Annotated in this window: 15 protein-coding genes and 1 pseudogene; 2 read left to right on the forward strand and 14 right to left on the reverse strand. The window is 60.8% G+C overall.

Annotated elements, in window-relative coordinates:
- Positions 1-40: 40 nt before the first annotated feature.
- The 8 genes from BFP90_RS22255 to BFP90_RS22290 form a co-directional block, all read right to left on the reverse strand.
- Complete coding sequence (locus tag BFP90_RS22255; protein WP_015372105.1) at positions 41-781, reverse strand: SDR family NAD(P)-dependent oxidoreductase; 741 nt, start codon at positions 779-781, stop codon at positions 41-43.
- Positions 782-792: 11 nt separating this feature from the next.
- Entirely contained in the window at positions 793-1,269 is a 477-nt protein-coding gene (locus BFP90_RS22260; protein ID WP_015372106.1) for an aromatic-ring-hydroxylating dioxygenase subunit beta, read from the reverse strand.
- A gap of 15 nt (positions 1,270-1,284) precedes the next feature.
- Positions 1,285-2,559 (reverse strand): aromatic ring-hydroxylating oxygenase subunit alpha, encoded by a 1,275-nt coding sequence (locus tag BFP90_RS22265; RefSeq protein WP_065898000.1) that lies wholly within the window; start codon positions 2,557-2,559, stop codon positions 1,285-1,287.
- Positions 2,560-2,578: 19 nt separating this feature from the next.
- Entirely contained in the window at positions 2,579-2,941 is a 363-nt protein-coding gene (locus tag BFP90_RS22270; RefSeq protein ID WP_015372108.1) for a hypothetical protein, read from the reverse strand.
- A 16-nt stretch (positions 2,942-2,957) separates the two neighbouring features.
- A complete protein-coding gene (gene iacA, locus BFP90_RS22275) occupies positions 2,958-4,130 on the reverse strand; it encodes an indole-3-acetate monooxygenase (RefSeq protein ID WP_015372109.1) in 1,173 nt (390 codons plus the stop codon).
- Between the two features lie 416 nt (positions 4,131-4,546).
- Positions 4,547-5,170, reverse strand: coding sequence for an NIPSNAP family protein (locus BFP90_RS22280; protein WP_015372110.1), 624 nt, complete (start codon positions 5,168-5,170; stop codon positions 4,547-4,549).
- Positions 5,171-5,241: 71 nt separating this feature from the next.
- Positions 5,242-5,793, reverse strand: a complete 552-nt coding sequence (locus BFP90_RS22285) for a nuclear transport factor 2 family protein (protein WP_065892729.1) — start codon at positions 5,791-5,793, stop codon at positions 5,242-5,244.
- 1 nt (position 5,794) lies between these two features.
- Positions 5,795-6,919 (reverse strand): amidase, encoded by a 1,125-nt coding sequence (locus BFP90_RS22290; protein WP_065892728.1) that lies wholly within the window; start codon positions 6,917-6,919, stop codon positions 5,795-5,797.
- Between the two features lie 193 nt (positions 6,920-7,112).
- Between BFP90_RS22290 and BFP90_RS22295 the strand changes: the two genes are divergently transcribed.
- The gene (locus BFP90_RS22295) at positions 7,113-7,589 is read left to right on the forward strand and encodes a MarR family winged helix-turn-helix transcriptional regulator (protein ID WP_015372113.1); all 477 of its coding nucleotides are present in this window, start codon (positions 7,113-7,115) and stop codon (positions 7,587-7,589) included.
- 138 nt (positions 7,590-7,727) lie between these two features.
- Positions 7,728-9,212, forward strand: coding sequence for an aldehyde dehydrogenase family protein (locus tag BFP90_RS22300; protein ID WP_015372114.1), 1,485 nt, complete (start codon positions 7,728-7,730; stop codon positions 9,210-9,212).
- A gap of 65 nt (positions 9,213-9,277) precedes the next feature.
- Here the strand turns inward: BFP90_RS22300 and BFP90_RS22305 are convergent, their stop codons facing one another.
- The 6 genes and pseudogenes from BFP90_RS22305 to BFP90_RS22330 form a co-directional block, all read right to left on the reverse strand.
- Positions 9,278-9,697 (reverse strand): hypothetical protein, encoded by a 420-nt coding sequence (locus tag BFP90_RS22305; protein WP_015372115.1) that lies wholly within the window; start codon positions 9,695-9,697, stop codon positions 9,278-9,280.
- Between the two features lie 217 nt (positions 9,698-9,914).
- Positions 9,915-10,814 (reverse strand): transcriptional regulator FeaR, encoded by a 900-nt coding sequence (gene feaR / locus BFP90_RS22310; protein ID WP_065892727.1) that lies wholly within the window; start codon positions 10,812-10,814, stop codon positions 9,915-9,917.
- Between the two features lie 428 nt (positions 10,815-11,242).
- Complete coding sequence (locus BFP90_RS22315; RefSeq protein WP_240998955.1) at positions 11,243-12,487, reverse strand: MFS transporter; 1,245 nt, start codon at positions 12,485-12,487, stop codon at positions 11,243-11,245.
- A 6-nt stretch (positions 12,488-12,493) separates the two neighbouring features.
- Positions 12,494-13,801 (reverse strand): NAD(P)/FAD-dependent oxidoreductase, encoded by a 1,308-nt coding sequence (locus tag BFP90_RS22320; RefSeq protein WP_065898001.1) that lies wholly within the window; start codon positions 13,799-13,801, stop codon positions 12,494-12,496.
- Between the two features lie 122 nt (positions 13,802-13,923).
- Positions 13,924-15,120 carry a multidrug effflux MFS transporter gene (locus tag BFP90_RS22325; protein WP_065892724.1) on the reverse strand — a complete coding sequence of 399 codons (1,197 nt, stop codon included), beginning with the start codon at positions 15,118-15,120 and terminating at the stop codon, positions 13,924-13,926.
- Positions 15,117-15,287: pseudogene (locus BFP90_RS22330) on the reverse strand (alpha/beta fold hydrolase); the annotation flags it as partial. The gene BFP90_RS22325 and the pseudogene BFP90_RS22330, both read right to left, overlap by 4 nt.
- Positions 15,288-15,381: the final 94 nt, after the last annotated feature.

Here is a 15,381-nt window from a genome sequence, read left to right on the forward strand (position 1 = left end):
CCATGGAGTTCGCAAAGGCCGCCGTAGCGGCCGGTATCAGTCAGCGCATGAACAGGCCGCCATTCACATCCCAAGTGGCTCCGGTAGCGAAATACGCCTCGGGGCGTGCCAACTGCACAATCAAGTCACCGAGAAAATCCGCATCGCCCAGGCGCTGCACCGGAATATTGGCCATCAGGCCCGGCAAGCGTTCGGCCGGAATCGCCGCGCGCACCGCCGCCGATTCGATAGGGCCTGGGGCAATCGCGTTGACCGTCACCCCGCGCGCGGCAAATTCCTTGGCGAAGATCTTGGTCAGCGTCACGATGCCGCCCTTGCTCGCGGCATAATGCGCGCCGGTCGCGGTGCCGCCGTTTTGCCCGGCCAGGGAGGCCATGTTGATGATGCGTCCATAGCCGGTTTCGGCCATGTGCGCGCCCAGCACCTGGCAGCCAAGGAACACACTGCGCAGGTTCAGGCCGACCACGGCGTCGAATTCCTCGGGGCTGATCTGCATCAGCGGCGTGGTCTTAGTGACGGCCGCGTTATTGACCACCACGTGCAGCGCGCCGAAACGCGCCAGCACCTGCTCCAGGCCCGCTTCGAAATCGGCCTTGCTGCCGGCGTCCAGTTGCAGCGCAAGCGTGTGCTCGCCGGCGGGATCCAACTGTTTGGCGCAGGCTTGCGCGGCGTCAAGGTTGAGGTCGGTAATGACCACCGAGTACCCGGCCCGCAGCAGGCTCGCGCAGAAATGCTGCCCCAGGCCCTGACCCGCGCCCGTCACCAATGCGATCTGGCTCATTTCGGCGCTCCTTAAAGGATGTAGCCGATACCGGCAAGGGCATCGTCACTGTTGATCAGGCTGACCACTTTGCGCTGGATCTTGAAACCACCCTCGCTGCGGATCAGTTGGTAGGTGAGGTCGGCGCTGTAGAACTTCAGGCTTTCCTTGCGGAACTCACGGATGTTCTGCGCGCAGCGCACCGTCACCTGCACGCCGTCATCGGCCAACACCCGAAACCGCGACTGCATGCGCACCGTGCGCGGTTGCGGGCTGGTGGAAATCGATTCGCCGCCGGTCAGGCGTTGCACCCGCAGCTCACGCATATGATGGTCGTCGTAGGCGTAGTTGAGGGTGTTCTCGAAGTCGGTTTCCAGAGGATCGATGGGTATGATGTAGGTGCCCTTCTCGGTCCACATCTTCAACCAGCCGTCGTATTCCCCGTGGTCGAGCATGTCGCCTTCCTGCCAGATGAAAGCGGTCACTTCGTGCAGTAATTGCAGGTTCATAAGGTTCTCCACGGGTCAGGCCGACATCATCTTTTTCCACTGCTGATAGGCCGCGCGCATGCCGGTTTCGGCACTCACATCGGATACCAGCCCGTCTGCACTGGCCTGCTCGCCGGGCAAGCCGCGGTTGAGCATGATCCACAGGCGTTCACCGGCGCTGGCGCCCTTCTGGACCCGTTCCCAGGCCTCGGAATCGTCCGGGGTGCCGAAGCCCATCGGGCCCTGGAAGTGCTCATGCAGACGCAGGCGATAACGGTTGGCCACGGCCGGGCCGCCGTCCATGGTGATCACCGAGTGGTGGATTTCGGTCTCGGTCACCGAGATCGGTTGCAGCACCCGGAAGAACGCCATCGAGCAAGCGACATTGGGGAACAGGTTGAGGTTGAAGCCGGTGCCGCCGACCGCACGCACGATCCGGCGCACCTGTTGCTCTTCGATACCTCCGTCACGCAGCTCGGCCGCGAGGCCTTCGAAGCGCTCGGGGATCGGTTTGTCCAGGTCGGCTTCGAGGTCGATCAGGTCGGGAATCATCACCATCACGCTGTGGCCGTTGCCCAGGTCCTCGACGTAGCCGGGGCCCTTGACGAAGTCGAACAGCGCCAGGGTCTGCTCGTCCACCGACGACAGAAAGCTCTTGTGCACCAACGGGAAGTGGTAGGCGTCGGTGGTGTTTTCCAGCTGGATCTTCCAGTTGCCGGGGAAACGGAAGCGGTGTTCGCCCGGGACCTTGATGCCATAGCCGGCGCCCTGTTTCATGAACAGGTTCATCCATTTTTTCGCCGCGCCGAGGTAGTCCTCCAGCGGCTCGATGTCGTCCTTGAACGTGGCGAAGATCATGCCGGCATAGCTTTCGGTGCGCAGGCTGACCAGAGGCAGCTCGGCCTTGTCGATGCAATCGCCGTAGCTTTCCGGGTGCGGAATACCGCGCAGCGAGCCATCGAGCGCGTAGCCCCAGCCGTGGTACGGGCAGACGAAGCTGTTGGTCTTGCCTTTCTTGTGTTCGCATACGGTGGCGCCACGGTGACGGCAGCGGTTGAGCAGCACGTGCACGTCTTTCTTGCGGTCACGCACCACGATCACCGGCTGCTTGCCGATATAGGTGGTCTTGTAGCTGCCGTTGTCGGGGATCTCGCTTGCGTGGGCAACCCAGATCCAGGTGCTGTAGAAAATCTTCTCCAGCTCGGCGTCGAACAGTTGCGCGTCGGTGTACATCGAGGTGTGGACGCGGTCGGCCTGAACCAGGTCGGCGGGGTCGACGTCAAGGTTTACTGCGGGAATCAGCTTGCTCATGGGAGTGTCCTCGTCGGCATCAAGTACGCTGAATGATCAGCTCGCGCCCAACCCGGGCTTCGATCTTGGTGTAGCGCCACAGCTTGTACGGGCCATCTCCCACGGGTGTTGTGCGAAACAGGTTGCAGGCGGCATGCACGGTATCGATGTCCGGCACGTCGGCCAGCAGGTAGGTGGTCCAGGGGAAGCCATCGGAAGGCCCGACCATGCTCTGGTCGTCATCCATGTTGCCCAGCACCTTGACGCCGGCGAGGTCGTGAATGCCGTTCCACATTGCACTGAACGCTGCCCACACCTGCAATTGCTCGTCGCGCGCGGCATCGAAAAAATTCTGGTTGATGCCCATGCAGAACAGCACGCGCAAGGTCTTTTTATCGCTCATTTTATTTCCTCGACGGTTAGAGGTAGCCAGGCAAAGGCTGTTTGCCGAAGAACATGGCTCCGGCGTTTTGATAGGTGATGTCGCCCATGAAGGCGTGCTGGGTCACCACTTGGGCGTCGTTGACGCAGCGGGCCAGCGGGCTGTCGTTGTACACGCCGCTCATGCCCGAGAGCATTTGCGCGGTACGCGCCACATCGGCGGCGACGCGGGTGGCATGGGTCGACGACAGCCGCAGCAGGTTAGTCGCGGTCACGGGTACCGCGTCGCCGGCCAGGACGTAGTCCCAGGCGCGGTCGATGGATTCGTAGAAAAACGCCCGTGCGGCACGCAACTCGGCTTCGGCACGGGCAATGTCGACCTGGGCCAGGGGCCGATCGGCAATCGCCGGGGCGCCAGTGACCGAGACACGCCCACTGGCCATGTCGGCCAGGGCATCGAGTGCCGCACGGGCAACGCCCAAGCTGACCACCGAGAGCACCTGGGTGGCGAATGACAGCGATGGGTAGCGGAAGAACGGCTCGTCCAGATTCGGCAAGCCGCCACGCACGAACGTCCACTCTTCGCAGACCCGCACATGTTCGGCGACCAGGTCATGGCTACCGGTACCGAGCAGGCCGACGGTGTCCCAGGTTTCGTCGATGCGGATCGCGCTGCGCGGCATTACCGCAATGCGTGGCAGGCCGAAAGTGTCGCCGTTTTTCGGGGCGATGCCGACGCCGACAATGTCGGAGCCCAGGGAGCCGCTGGAATATTTCCAACGACCATTGACCACAAAACCGCCTTCGACCACTTCCGCCGGTTGCGGCGGGAAGATGCCACCGGCGAACACCACGTCCGGACCGTTGGCATACACCTTGGCGATGCTCTCCAGCGGCAGCGCCGCGAGGTACACCGGGCTCATGCCGAAGCTGGCAACCCAACCGGCGGAACCATCGGCCTGGGCAATACGCTCGATCACCTGGCAGAACTCGGCCGGCGAACACTCCAGGCCACCAAAGCGCTTGGGCACCAGTGCCCGGTAAACGCCGTGCTGCTTGAAGGCCTCGATCACGTCCTGGGAAATGTGGCGCTGGCAGTCGAACTCGCCGGCTCGGGCACGTTCACGCACATCGACCAGCAAGGCTTCGAAGGCGGGGCCACTGGCAAGCGAGCTCACCGTATCAACCGCTGGTTTTTTAAGCGAATGCATAGATTGACTCCGTTTTCAGGAACGGTATTGGGCTGGGCGGGAATTCAGCGTCGAGCGGGGACGCGGGGCGTAACGAGGGCGATGGATCGGCATAGTGGTTACCTTTGTTTTTGTGGGTGCCGTTGGGGTGAATTTGAGCTTGGTTACGTGAATTGTCAATTGATTTATCACGCTTAAAAACAATACTAATCACGTAATATTTTGCGTAAATATTGGATGAAATAAGTATTACTCATTGTTTTAAATGGGATTATCGTTAATAAATTAAAAATTTATTTTTAAAAAATATAAAAATTTAGGAGCGAGCTTGCCCGCTAAAAACCTCAACGATGACGTGTACCACCTGGATAAACGCGGTGTCTGAGAGTTCTCCGCTAGCAAGCTCGCTCCTACAGGGGGTGCTCTGTGCAATTTTTTCAGCGCAGCGGCGAGAACGGCGCCGGCAGATAGACCGTGGAGTGCATCTGCAACAGTTGCGGCGCGGAATTTTCCGGCGGCCAGGCGCCTTCGGCCACGGCGCGAGTGCGCACTTCAAGGCGCTGTTCCAGCGAGCTGTAGGGCCAGATGTGCAAGTAGCGCGGAATCTGCCCGCTGGTGGCATAGAACGCGGCATACACCTGGGAATAGTCCGGTCCGGTGCGCCGCTCCACGGCCTTGACCCAACCACGCAACGTCGGTGCCAGCCCGCTGGGCACGAGGTTGTATTCGCGCAATTCATAGAACGGGCCATGAGCCCCGGGAGGCAGCGGTTCGACAAAATCGAAGGCGCTGTAATCATCCACTTGCTGTTCAAGCAGAAATTCGCCGATCGCAAAGCCATCGGACGCCAGCAGATAGCGCTCGCGTTCGCGTTCACGACAGCCGCCATCGTCGAACCCGCGCAGCACCGCGATAAGATTCTGCGAGCCGATTTCCGATACCCAGCAGCCCATCAAATGCACGCCCTCGCCCGCCTCGCGCAAACTCTGCTCCAGGCGTGGCAAGGCTTGCGGCACGGTGCGTACACGCAAGGTGAAGGTCAACAGTTCGAACAGTTTCAAAGCAATCTCCAGGCGCCACGCGCACAGCGCGCCCGCCGTTATCGGCAGTCGCGGAATATGAAAGTCAGGGGTTATTCGTGAGCGCTATCGCTCACCTGTGCGGCAGGCTTGGGCACCGGCAGCTCGGCGTCGCTGCTCCACGCCTGTACCGGGCGGCTGAACAGGTTTTCGGTCTGGAAATGCGCCATGCGCCACTGCCCGTCTTCCTCGGCAAAGCGCACGCTCAGACGCGCGGCGTTGAGGTGGGAGGCGCCGCTGGCGAAGGTGGACGTCTGCAACATCACCCAACTGCCGACCACGGCGGCGTCCCGCGCCTCGATAAGCTCGCTGGCGAGGAAGTGCACATTGAGGGCAAAGTGCGCCGGGGTTTTCATGTAGCCGGCGAACATCGCGGCAATGGCTGCGCGCCCGCGATAGCCGCCGAAGCTCTGGACGTACTTGGCGCCCTTGCCCTCCCACACCGCATCTTCGGTGAACAAGCCGGCCAGTTCGTCGAGCGGCGTGTGTGCGTCGAGGGCGTCACACAACACCATGTAGCGGTTCATGCAGGCGCGGACGCTGTCCTGGATCTCAAAGCGACGCAGGCGTTGTTCCAAGTCTGCGCGGGGAATGCTTGTGCTCATTTCAGCCACCATGCCCAGCGTACAGGCTTTCAAGCAGGCGACCGGCGATGGCCAGCAGTTGCTCATCCGCGCCCTTGGCGGCCACCAGTTGCAGGCCAACCGGCAGGCCCTCGGCACTGGCTAGCGGGATGCTCAGCGCCGGATGCCCCGACAGGTTGAACGGGCGGACGAAGGCGGTCATGCCCAGCACCGCCTGGGTGTCGGTCGCCTCGGCCAGGGTCAAGGGGAAGTCCGGCATGGTTGGCAGCACCAGCACGTCGACCTGTTGCAGCGCCGCATCGACTTCGGCGGTGAAGCGCAGGCGCACCTGCTCGGCCTCGGCCAGCGCAGTGGCCGTGGTGTTGTCGGCGGCCGCCAGGCGCGCGGCGATGTCGGCGCCGACCTTGCCGGTGTCCAGCAAATGTCCGCAGGCATCGAAGGTCTCGCGGTTGATCACCACCATGCCGGCGTCATAGGCCGCCTTGAGGCTGGGCAGCGTGAGGGGTTCATTGGGCAATTGGCTGCCGGCGATGGCAGCGTCGATCACGCGCTGTACTTCCTTGCTGGCCTGCACCGTCACAATCCCCAGGCGCGGCGCGGCGGGTGTCGGCACGGGCTTGAAGGTCGTGTCGATCGCCTGCATGGCCGTGACCAGCATCGGCAGGCTCGCGGCAAACGGGCCGACACAGTCGAGGCTGCTGTGCGTCGGCATCACGCCACGGCGGCTGACCCGTCCGAACGTCGGCTTAAAACCGAACACACCACAGCAACACGCGGGGATGCGCACCGAACCGCCGGTATCCGTACCCAGGGAGAAATCCGCCAGCCCCGCAGCCACGGCAGCTGCCGAGCCGCTGGAGGAACCGCCTGGAATACGCCCCGGAAAACGCGGGTTCGGCGCGGTGCCGGCCCAGTGATTGATGCCCGTGGTGCCGAACGCCAGCTCGTGCAGACTGGTTTTCGCCGCCAGGCGACAGCCCTTGTCCAGCAAGGCCTGCACCACATCGGCGTGGGCGGTGGCCGGCGCGGCATCCGCCAGGGCCTGGCTCGACGCACGCGTTGGCAGGCCGGCGATATCGATAGTGTCCTTGACCATCACGGTCGGACCATCGCCGCCAAGGGAAAGCTGTTCAATCACCAGGGTCATGTCACGTCACCTTCAGTACGAATTACGGAATACGGACGCCCGATGCGCCCTTTCCTTTTTTTCACACTCACCGAATATTACGTGAATTGTCAATTATATTTATGATTGTCGACCCAGACCGTACGGCTCAATAACCGTGCCCAATTCACGAGAAAAGTCTATGATTACTCGCCTCCTCTGACATGAGCACGCCATGACTTCTGTAAAAAAAACCGCAAACCGCTACGACCCCGGCAGCGAAAACTTTCACAAGGAAGACTTTCCGTTCTACTGGCTGGCCATGGTGCATGGCCGCTACAGCCAGTACATGGAAAAGGCGTTGAAGAAAATCGGCCTGGATATCCCGCGCTGGCGCGTGCTGCTGATCCTCAAGGAGAACGGCCAGTCGAGCATTTCTGAGATTTCCACCCACGCGATCGCCAAGCTGTCTACCATCACCAAGACGGTCTATCGCATGAAGGAAGATGGCCTGGTCGATACCGCGCCCTGCGAGGACGACGGCCGCGTCACCCAGGTGCGAATCACCCCTGAGGGCCGCGCGGCGATCGAACGCATCCAGGTGGCGACCCGCGATGTATTCAAACGCAGCTTCACCGGCATGACTGAAGCGCAGATCCAGCGCCTGAGCCGCCTGCTCGAAACGGTGTTCGACAACCTCGGCGAGCCCTAGGCCAGCCGCGACATAGCCTGTCGCGCATAGTCAACTTCCTGGCAGGCTTGAACAAGCAGCCAGGCGCGTATCGGCTTTTAATGCAGAGGTCTTTCGAGCGCCCAACGGGCGCGACGAACCTTTCACTGGAGCCCCGCCATGCACATTGCCTTATTGCCCTCAGTCGTTGCTTTCCTGGGTCGCGATCATTCCAACTTCATCGATGGTGCCGTGCACACCAGCGCGTCAGCGCAGCGCATCGGCGTGATCGACCCCGGCACCGGCGAGACCGTTGCGCAGTTGCGTGATGCGCAGGCCGAAGATGTGAACCTGGCCGTCGACAGCGCGGCTACAGCCTTCAAGGGCGCTTGGGCACAGGTCACGCCTTACCAGCGCGGCGTCCTGCTCAACCGCCTGGCAGATCTGATAGAAGCCAACGGCGAAGAACTGGCGCAATTGGAAACCCTGAGTTCCGGCAAATCGATCAACCTGTCGCGGCATATCGAAGTGGGCCAGAGCGCGGTGTTCCTGCGCTACTTCGCCGGCTGGGCGAGCAAGATCGGCGGCCAGACAATGACCCCGTCGTTTCCGGCCATGGACGGCGAGCAGTACAGCGCCTACACCCTGCGCGAACCGGTGGGCGTGGTGGCGGCCATCGTGCCGTGGAACTTCTCGTTGATGATCGGCGTATGGAAGCTCGGCGCCGCGCTGACTACCGGCTGCACCGTCGTGCTCAAACCCAGCGAATACACGCCGCTGTCTCTGCTACGCCTGGCAGAACTGGCGATTGAGGTCGGGATTCCGGCGGGCGTGATCAACGTGGTCAACGGCCGTGGCCAGGTCGGTCAGCAGTTGATCGCACACCCGCAGGTGCGCAAGGTGTCGTTCACCGGCTCGGTGCCCACCGGCATTGCCGTGGGCAAGGCCGCCATGGCCGCCGACCTGACCCGCGTCACTCTGGAACTGGGCGGCAAGAACGCGGCGGCACTACTGGCCGATGCCAATGTCGATGACGCCGTGGCGCGCTTCGTGCAGTCGGCCTATGTGCATCAGGGTCAAGTGTGCGCCTCACCGGAGCGCTTGTTCGTGCACTGCTCCCTCGTCGAGCAAGTGACGCAGAAGATGGCCGCGATGCTGTCGCAGATGGTCATCGGTTCGCCCCTGGACGAACACGCCCAGTTCGGCCCGCTGTCGAACAAGCCGCACTTCGACAAAATCCTCGGCTTTTTCGACCGCGCCCTGCAGGGCAACCAGGTGGTGTGCGGCGCACGTGCAGTGGACCGCGCCGGTTACTACGTGGAACCGACGCTGATCGTGGCCACCGGCAAGGACGACCCACTGCTGCACGAAGAAACCTTCGGCCCGGTGGTGTGCGTGCTGGGGTTCGACGATGAAGAAGAACTGGTCGAGCTAATGAACGACAGCCCGTTCGGCCTTACCGCCAGCATCTGGACCAACGACCTGTCCAAGGCCTTGCGTCTGATCCCGCGAATCGAAGCGGGCACGGTGTGGGTCAACATGCACACCTTCGTCGACCCCAGCGTGCCGTTTGGCGGGATGAAAGCGTCGGGTGTCGGGCGTGAGTTCGGCAGTGCGTTTATCGACGATTATACCGAGCTGAAATCGGTGATCATCCGCTACTGACACGAAGGAACTTGAGGGCAGATCAAAAGCAGATCTCTATCTACCTGATAGGTAGAGATCCAACATTATTTGTGAACGAGTACGGCAGACACGCATCGCCCCGCCGTACTCAACTGCTCCTCGTTGCCGGCCGGAGTCACGTCCCACGTCACCCAGGTGTAGGCCGACTCATCGTTGAGTTGCACCAACCGGTTGAGATGGATGACGGTGCTCCTGGAGCCCGCCATCAGGTGCTGAACCAGGCCGGTAAGCTGCGCCTTGCCCTGATAACGCTCCGCTACCCCTTCGCCGGTGATCTGGGTCTGCTCGGTGTAGACCTGCTCGACAACTGTCCTGGCGTCTTTCTTCGGCCGGCTGGCGGCAATACCGTTCAGCTTGTTCTCAATGGTGCTCTGCAACGGTTCGGAGGATTGCGCCTGCGCGTGTGGAAAGCCGCAGGCCAGTGCAGCCAGAAGCACAAGGGAAGACGATACTTTCTTGGTCATGAAGCACCCGTTTCAATGAATGAATGGATCAGATCGCTGTGGGCCGGTTTCTAAGCTGGTACACAGAAATTCTGATGCAGTCGGGCGCCGATTGATTGGACATGCTGGACAGCATTTTGCAAATTATTGTCAGGTTGCGCTCAAATCGCGGACAACAAAACGCCGCGCGGATGCGACACGAAAGCAGTCATATCCGCACGGTTCGCTGAACCCGGACTCAGCGCCCGCGACTTCTGTAGGTGCTCGGTGTCAGCCCCGTCTGCTTTTTGAACGTCTTGGAAAAATGCGCCGAGTCGGCAAACCCCCAATAGCTGGCGATCTCGGTGATCGAGCGATGCGAGCAAACGGGGTCGCGCAAATCCTGCGCCGCCTTCAACAGCCGCTCACGCATAATGTACCGGCAAACACTGTCGCCACTGGCCTCGAACAGCCGGTAGAGCTGGCGGCTGGAAATGCCAAGTTCTTCGGACAACGACGCCGGCGACAGCCGCGGTGAGTCGAGCCGCTGCTGGATGACCGATTGCACTTCATGCAACTGCCACCCCGGCGAGTGGTCGCTGGCGCGGTACTCCATCACCGACTCAAGCAAGGCAACCAAGGCTCGTTGCACGCCGTCGCCATCCTGCGGGCAAGACCACTGAGCCAGCTCGCCTCCAGCGACCTGACGCACCAGCGTGCCAAGCAGTTGACCACAACCCCCCGTAGTCGACAGTTTGCCGAAGCGGGCGCGCTCCAGGTCCTTGAACAGCTCACGCGGCAGAGGGATCGACACATGGGAAAACAACCCCTGGGGGATCATTTTTACCCCCTCGGAAAAGTCGAGCAAAGCAAGGTCACCCGCCCGCAGGTCAACCACCCGGTCCCCCAGTTCAATGGCCATTGAACCCTGCTGTTGTAACACAAGGAAACACCGGCCCACTGAATCGCGCCCGCTTGACCGACTATCCATGGCAATCACATGGGCATTGCTGCGGATGTGAGCAACAGCCGTGCTGCCTATCAGTGTTTGTTTCATTTCCCCGATGAAAAGGCTCTGGCAATGGTCATAGCGCGTTTCGAAACGACCGCAAGCCGCGTTCACACTTTCGTTCCATGCCGACAACGCTTGACCATTCATCATATTCTCCCAGGGGCACGCCCATTATTAGTGCGCTTTTCACGTGATTCAGGTAACAAAAAAATCTTACTTTTAATGATTAAGCACAGAGCGCGCCAACTCGCAAAAAAATCAACTGGAAGGCCGTAGTTTGCCTGCTGTTGCCAAACCTTTGTGCAAGGGCGCCAGCCCATATAGTTCGCAGACCAGGCCCGATAGCCTGTGGTGTCGACCACGCGCTGCGAAATCCAACTTCAGCGCATGACTCAAAGGCCAGTCGGCGGCGTTGTACTACTGGCTGGCGCCCAAGCGCATGATCAAGACCATGGCGCAGGCCACCGGGGAGTCTTACAAAGAGCTGAATGCCGATGCCAGCGAACGCCTGGCGGCGTTCGTCGAGGCTCAGCGCAGCAGCGCAGTGCGCGCTGAATAACAGGTGGTCGCCTGCTTCACAGTCTGGACATGACTGCGGTGTCTGAATCCCTGGCGCGATTGAACGCCAACCGAGCTCTCAACACCGCAGCACCATAGATGGCCAGGACCGCAACCGAACAGGCGCCAGAGAACACGAATACCGCTGAGTAGCCAAACGCCTCGATCAGGAACCCACCGATAGCTGGCCCGAATGCCGCACCGAGAGACAGGCACAGTGCGCCCAACGCGACAAGCTTGCCCGACAGGTCGAACTCGGCCATGACGCCAAAGGTGTAAGCCAGCACGAAGCTGATCGAAAACAGGAAGCAAATGACCCCTACGACATAGGTCGTCAGAGAGGAAAACTGCGCCAGCGCCACCAGGCCCAGCAACTCCGCGAGTATGATAACCGCCACCGGCATGAAGCGCCCCACCTTCAGGCCGATTGCCGACGCGATGAAACCACCGCCTGCATTGATCAAAAAGCCCAGCGCCAGCACCATCCCGATGGTATCGGAGCTCAGTCCGGTCTTTTTCCCCATCAGTTCGAGAAACGCCCACACCGACATGATGCCGGTCAGGAACACCAGGCTGGCCACCAGACTCAACCACACGATGGCGCGACTCTCAGTACTGGCAATCTGGACAGCAGCATCGGACGCATCCAATTGGCGCTCGCTGCGACGCGGCACCCAAGGCAGCGGCAGAATGCCCATCACCACCATGGCAAGGGCGATGGTGATCAACATGCCTTCAAAGCCCCACACCGGCGCCACCGCCACTGGCAGCAGGATGAGCAGGAAGGCGCCCGGTACCGTCTCGATACCCAGCTTGAAACCAAACGCACGTTCGGGCCGAGAGCTGTCACCGAAAATCGTCATGGCCAGGGCATACAAGGCGCCTGTCCCGGCACCCGCCAAGGCCATGATCACCTGCAGCATTTCATAGGAAGGCTCGCGCAAAACAAACAACACCGCGCCCACCACCAGCGCCGACGACAACGCCGAAATAACCCGCCAGCTGAGCCGGTGAATCCACAGCAATGACGCCAGCCCGAACGCGCCGAATCCCAGGTTCATCGCCATGGCGAGGTTACCCAGTTGGTGCTCGCCCAGCCCGAATCGCTCGGCAAACGCTCCAAACAGGACCGGCAGCACGTTCAATAATAGTGCGCCCGCCCCCGAGACCAGCCCTGCACACAAGTAAACGGAAGTTTTATCGATCGGATTTTTTTTTGTAATTTTCATTGAGGTATCCCGGCTTGATGAACAGAAGTCCACGTTTGCTTAACGACGGCCTACACGGTAGGCATTGAGTTGGCGAGAAACCTTGCCCAGAGAGCACAGCACTGCCCTGAAACGATCCTTGCCGAAAATACGCTTGCGCGGAATTGAACTCATCGCGTCCCAGGCGGGCGAGCCACCGCTCATGCCGTCGGCGATGACTCTGGCGATCACCTGGCTGGGTGTGACCCCGAACCCGGAATATCCCTGCACATAGAACACATTCGGATGCTCATCCAACGTGCCGACCTGCGGGAAGAGGTTCAACGAGCAATCCGTCGGGCCGCCCCAGGCCAAATCGATTTTGGTGGTGGCAAGGTAGGGAAACAGTCTCAGCATCTTTTTATGGTTCCACGCCTTCAGGTCCAGCGGGACATACTCGAGCAGCATGCCGGCGGTGCCGTACATCAGCCGGTTATCCGCGGTGATCCGGTAATAATCAATGATCGGCGTGATATCGCTGAAGGCGCCACGGATCGGGCTGATGCGCTCGATCATTTCATTGGTCAGCGGCTCGGTGACCGTATTGATTGCGTAGACGTTGATGGTGGAGTTGTCGAGCGAGCGGTCCAGCTTGTTGAGAAAGGCCCCGCACGCAAACAGCAGTTTGTCGGCCTTGACCGACCCTTTTGCGGTTCGCGCGGGGACTTGAGTCCCATAGTTCACCTCAAGCACAGGAGACTGCTCGAAAATCCTGCTGCCATGGATTTCAGTGAATGCCTGAGCCTGCCCCAGCAGCAGGTTCAGCGAATGGATATGCCCATTGCCCATATGCTTGAGCGCGCAGGTGTAGATATCGGACCCGACGATGCTGCGCACTTCGTAACCTTCCAGGTAAGTGATTTCTTGATCCGGATTCAGGCTCTGGAAACCCTTGGCCCAGGACTGCAACAGCTTCCCCTGGCGCTTATTGAAGCCCAGGTAACCATAACCGTGCCGAAAATCTGCCTGGATGTCATACCGCGCGATGTGTTGCTTGATCAGGCTTGCACCCAGGTCGCTGATCTCGAAGATTGCCTTGAGCCCCTCGGGGCCGACGTCCTTTTCGATATTCTCCAGATCATGGCCGATGCCCGCCATCTCGTGGCCGCCGTTGCGCCCCGAACCGCCGAAGCCCAAGTAATTGGCTTCCAGCATCACCACGTTGGTGATACCCCGCTCGGCCAGCTCCAGCGCCGTGTTGATACCCGAAAAACCGCCCCTGATAATCACAACCTCTGCCTCGATATCCCCTTCGAGATCCCGATAATACAGATCGTATTTACGGGTCATGGTGTAGTACGAAGAAGGGTTTTCCAGAGACAACGACATACCAGACTACCTTTTTATTATCAGGGCCTATCACGCCTACAGTGTGTAGCGGATTTGCCTGGCTGGCATGTCCAGTATTGCCGAATTCTTGGTCAGGGCTGACAACTCAACTGCCACCGGACTCAAGCTTGCATTGCGACCGCCCGAGCAGGCAGGCGACGGCTCACCGCATAAGCGACGAGACTACCCAACCCGCAACACCCCACCACCAGGCACATCGGCCACGCGGTGCCATCAGCCAACTCGCTGACCCACACACTGGCCAGCGCGCCAGTGGCAAATTGCACCGAAATCCCCAACGCCACGCTCGCGCCGGCCCGGCGTGGAAACAGCGTCATCAGGCTGGCCATGCAATTGGCGCCGATCAACCCGGTCACACCCATGTACAGCGCCATGCAACACACGATACTCGCCAGTCCACCCCATTCGGTATAGCCGACCAGCATCAGCCCCAGCCCTGCCCCGCTGACCAGCACCGCGCCCACGCCGAGCATGCGTTGTGGCCCATAACGGCCGACCCAGCGCGCATTGATGAAGGTCACCAGGATGATGCCGAGGATGTTCAAGGCGAACAATGCGCTGAATACCCGAGGCGAGGCACCGAAATACACCACGTACACGAAAGGCGAAGCGGTGATAAAGGCGAACATGCCGCCAAAGCCCAAGGCCATGCACAGGATCAGTGCCACCGCCCTGGGCTGGCGGGCAATGGCAAGGTAGGCCGCGAAAGCCGCCGCCACGGACGCGCCGCGATCCTGTATCGGCAGGCTTTCCTTAAGCGTCAGGGTAACCAGCAACAGGCACAGGCTGGACAGGATGAACAAGGTCGCGAAGATCGTGCGCCAACCCTGGATCAGCACCAGCCAGGTGCCGATCATCGGCGCGACCAGTGTCGCCATCATCGTCAACACGTGCATCCACGACAGCACTTTGGCGGCCTCCACCAGGCCGACCATGTCCCTGGCAACGGCGCGCGCCAGTACCAGCGCGCCCGCGCCACCGAGCGCCTGGAAAAAGCGCCAGGCAATCAATTGTTCGACGCTGCCGGCAAACAGGCAACCCAGGGTCGCTGCCGCGTACAGCACCAGGCTGCCAAGCAGCAGAGGGCGTCGGCCATAGCGGTCGGACAACGGGCCGTAGCACAACATGCCCAGGCACAGCCCGGCGAGAAACGCGCTGATGGTGTGTTGCACCTGCGCAGTGCTGGTCGACAGGTCCTCGGCGATTTGCGGGAAGCTGGGCAGGTAAGTGTCAATCGAAAACGGCCCGAAGGCCGTCAATGATGAGAGCAATACAATCAGGCGTGCCCGCGGGTTCATCGACCGGAAATCGCGAGTCTGTGAAGAAACTCGATGACCAGGCGGTTGAGGCCCGCGCCCTGGTCGTCGTGCACATAATGGCTGGCGTCCGCGACTTCGGCGGTGCGCACCTGCGCATTGCAGTCGCGCATGGCTTGCAGGGTCGCCGCCGGCAGAAAGTCCGAGCGCAGGACATGCAGGTTCAGGCCTGCTCGAGTGGTGAAGAAACTGCTGGCTGAGTGCATAGCTTCGCTCCGCTAATCTGCGTAGGAGCGAGCAACC

Origin of the sequence: Pseudomonas sp. 24 E 13 (assembly GCF_900004715.1) — a bacterium.
Lineage (GTDB): Bacteria > Pseudomonadota > Gammaproteobacteria > Pseudomonadales > Pseudomonadaceae > Aquipseudomonas > Aquipseudomonas orientalis_A.

Bases quoted from the DNA above. Each gene is read 5' to 3' on its own strand.
- BFP90_RS22255 (WP_015372105.1), bottom strand. From the start codon at position 781: ATGAGCCAGATCGCATTGGTGACGGGCGCGGGTCAGGGCCTGGGGCAG.
- BFP90_RS22260 (WP_015372106.1), bottom strand. From the start codon at position 1,269: ATGAACCTGCAATTACTGCACGAAGTGACCGCTTTCATCTGGCAGGAA.
- BFP90_RS22265 (WP_065898000.1), bottom strand. From the start codon at position 2,559: ATGAGCAAGCTGATTCCCGCAGTAAACCTTGACGTCGACCCCGCCGAC.
- BFP90_RS22270 (WP_015372108.1), bottom strand. From the start codon at position 2,941: ATGAGCGATAAAAAGACCTTGCGCGTGCTGTTCTGCATGGGCATCAAC.
- iacA (WP_015372109.1), bottom strand. From the start codon at position 4,130: ATGCATTCGCTTAAAAAACCAGCGGTTGATACGGTGAGCTCGCTTGCC.
- BFP90_RS22285 (WP_065892729.1), bottom strand. From the start codon at position 5,793: ATGAGCACAAGCATTCCCCGCGCAGACTTGGAACAACGCCTGCGTCGC.
- BFP90_RS22290 (WP_065892728.1), bottom strand. From the start codon at position 6,919: ATGACCCTGGTGATTGAACAGCTTTCCCTTGGCGGCGATGGTCCGACC.
- BFP90_RS22295 (WP_015372113.1), top strand. From the start codon at position 7,113: ATGACTTCTGTAAAAAAAACCGCAAACCGCTACGACCCCGGCAGCGAA.
- BFP90_RS22300 (WP_015372114.1), top strand. From the start codon at position 7,728: ATGCACATTGCCTTATTGCCCTCAGTCGTTGCTTTCCTGGGTCGCGAT.
- BFP90_RS22305 (WP_015372115.1), bottom strand. From the start codon at position 9,697: ATGACCAAGAAAGTATCGTCTTCCCTTGTGCTTCTGGCTGCACTGGCC.
- feaR (WP_065892727.1), bottom strand. From the start codon at position 10,814: ATGAATGGTCAAGCGTTGTCGGCATGGAACGAAAGTGTGAACGCGGCT.
- BFP90_RS22320 (WP_065898001.1), bottom strand. From the start codon at position 13,801: ATGTCGTTGTCTCTGGAAAACCCTTCTTCGTACTACACCATGACCCGT.
- BFP90_RS22325 (WP_065892724.1), bottom strand. From the start codon at position 15,120: ATGAACCCGCGGGCACGCCTGATTGTATTGCTCTCATCATTGACGGCC.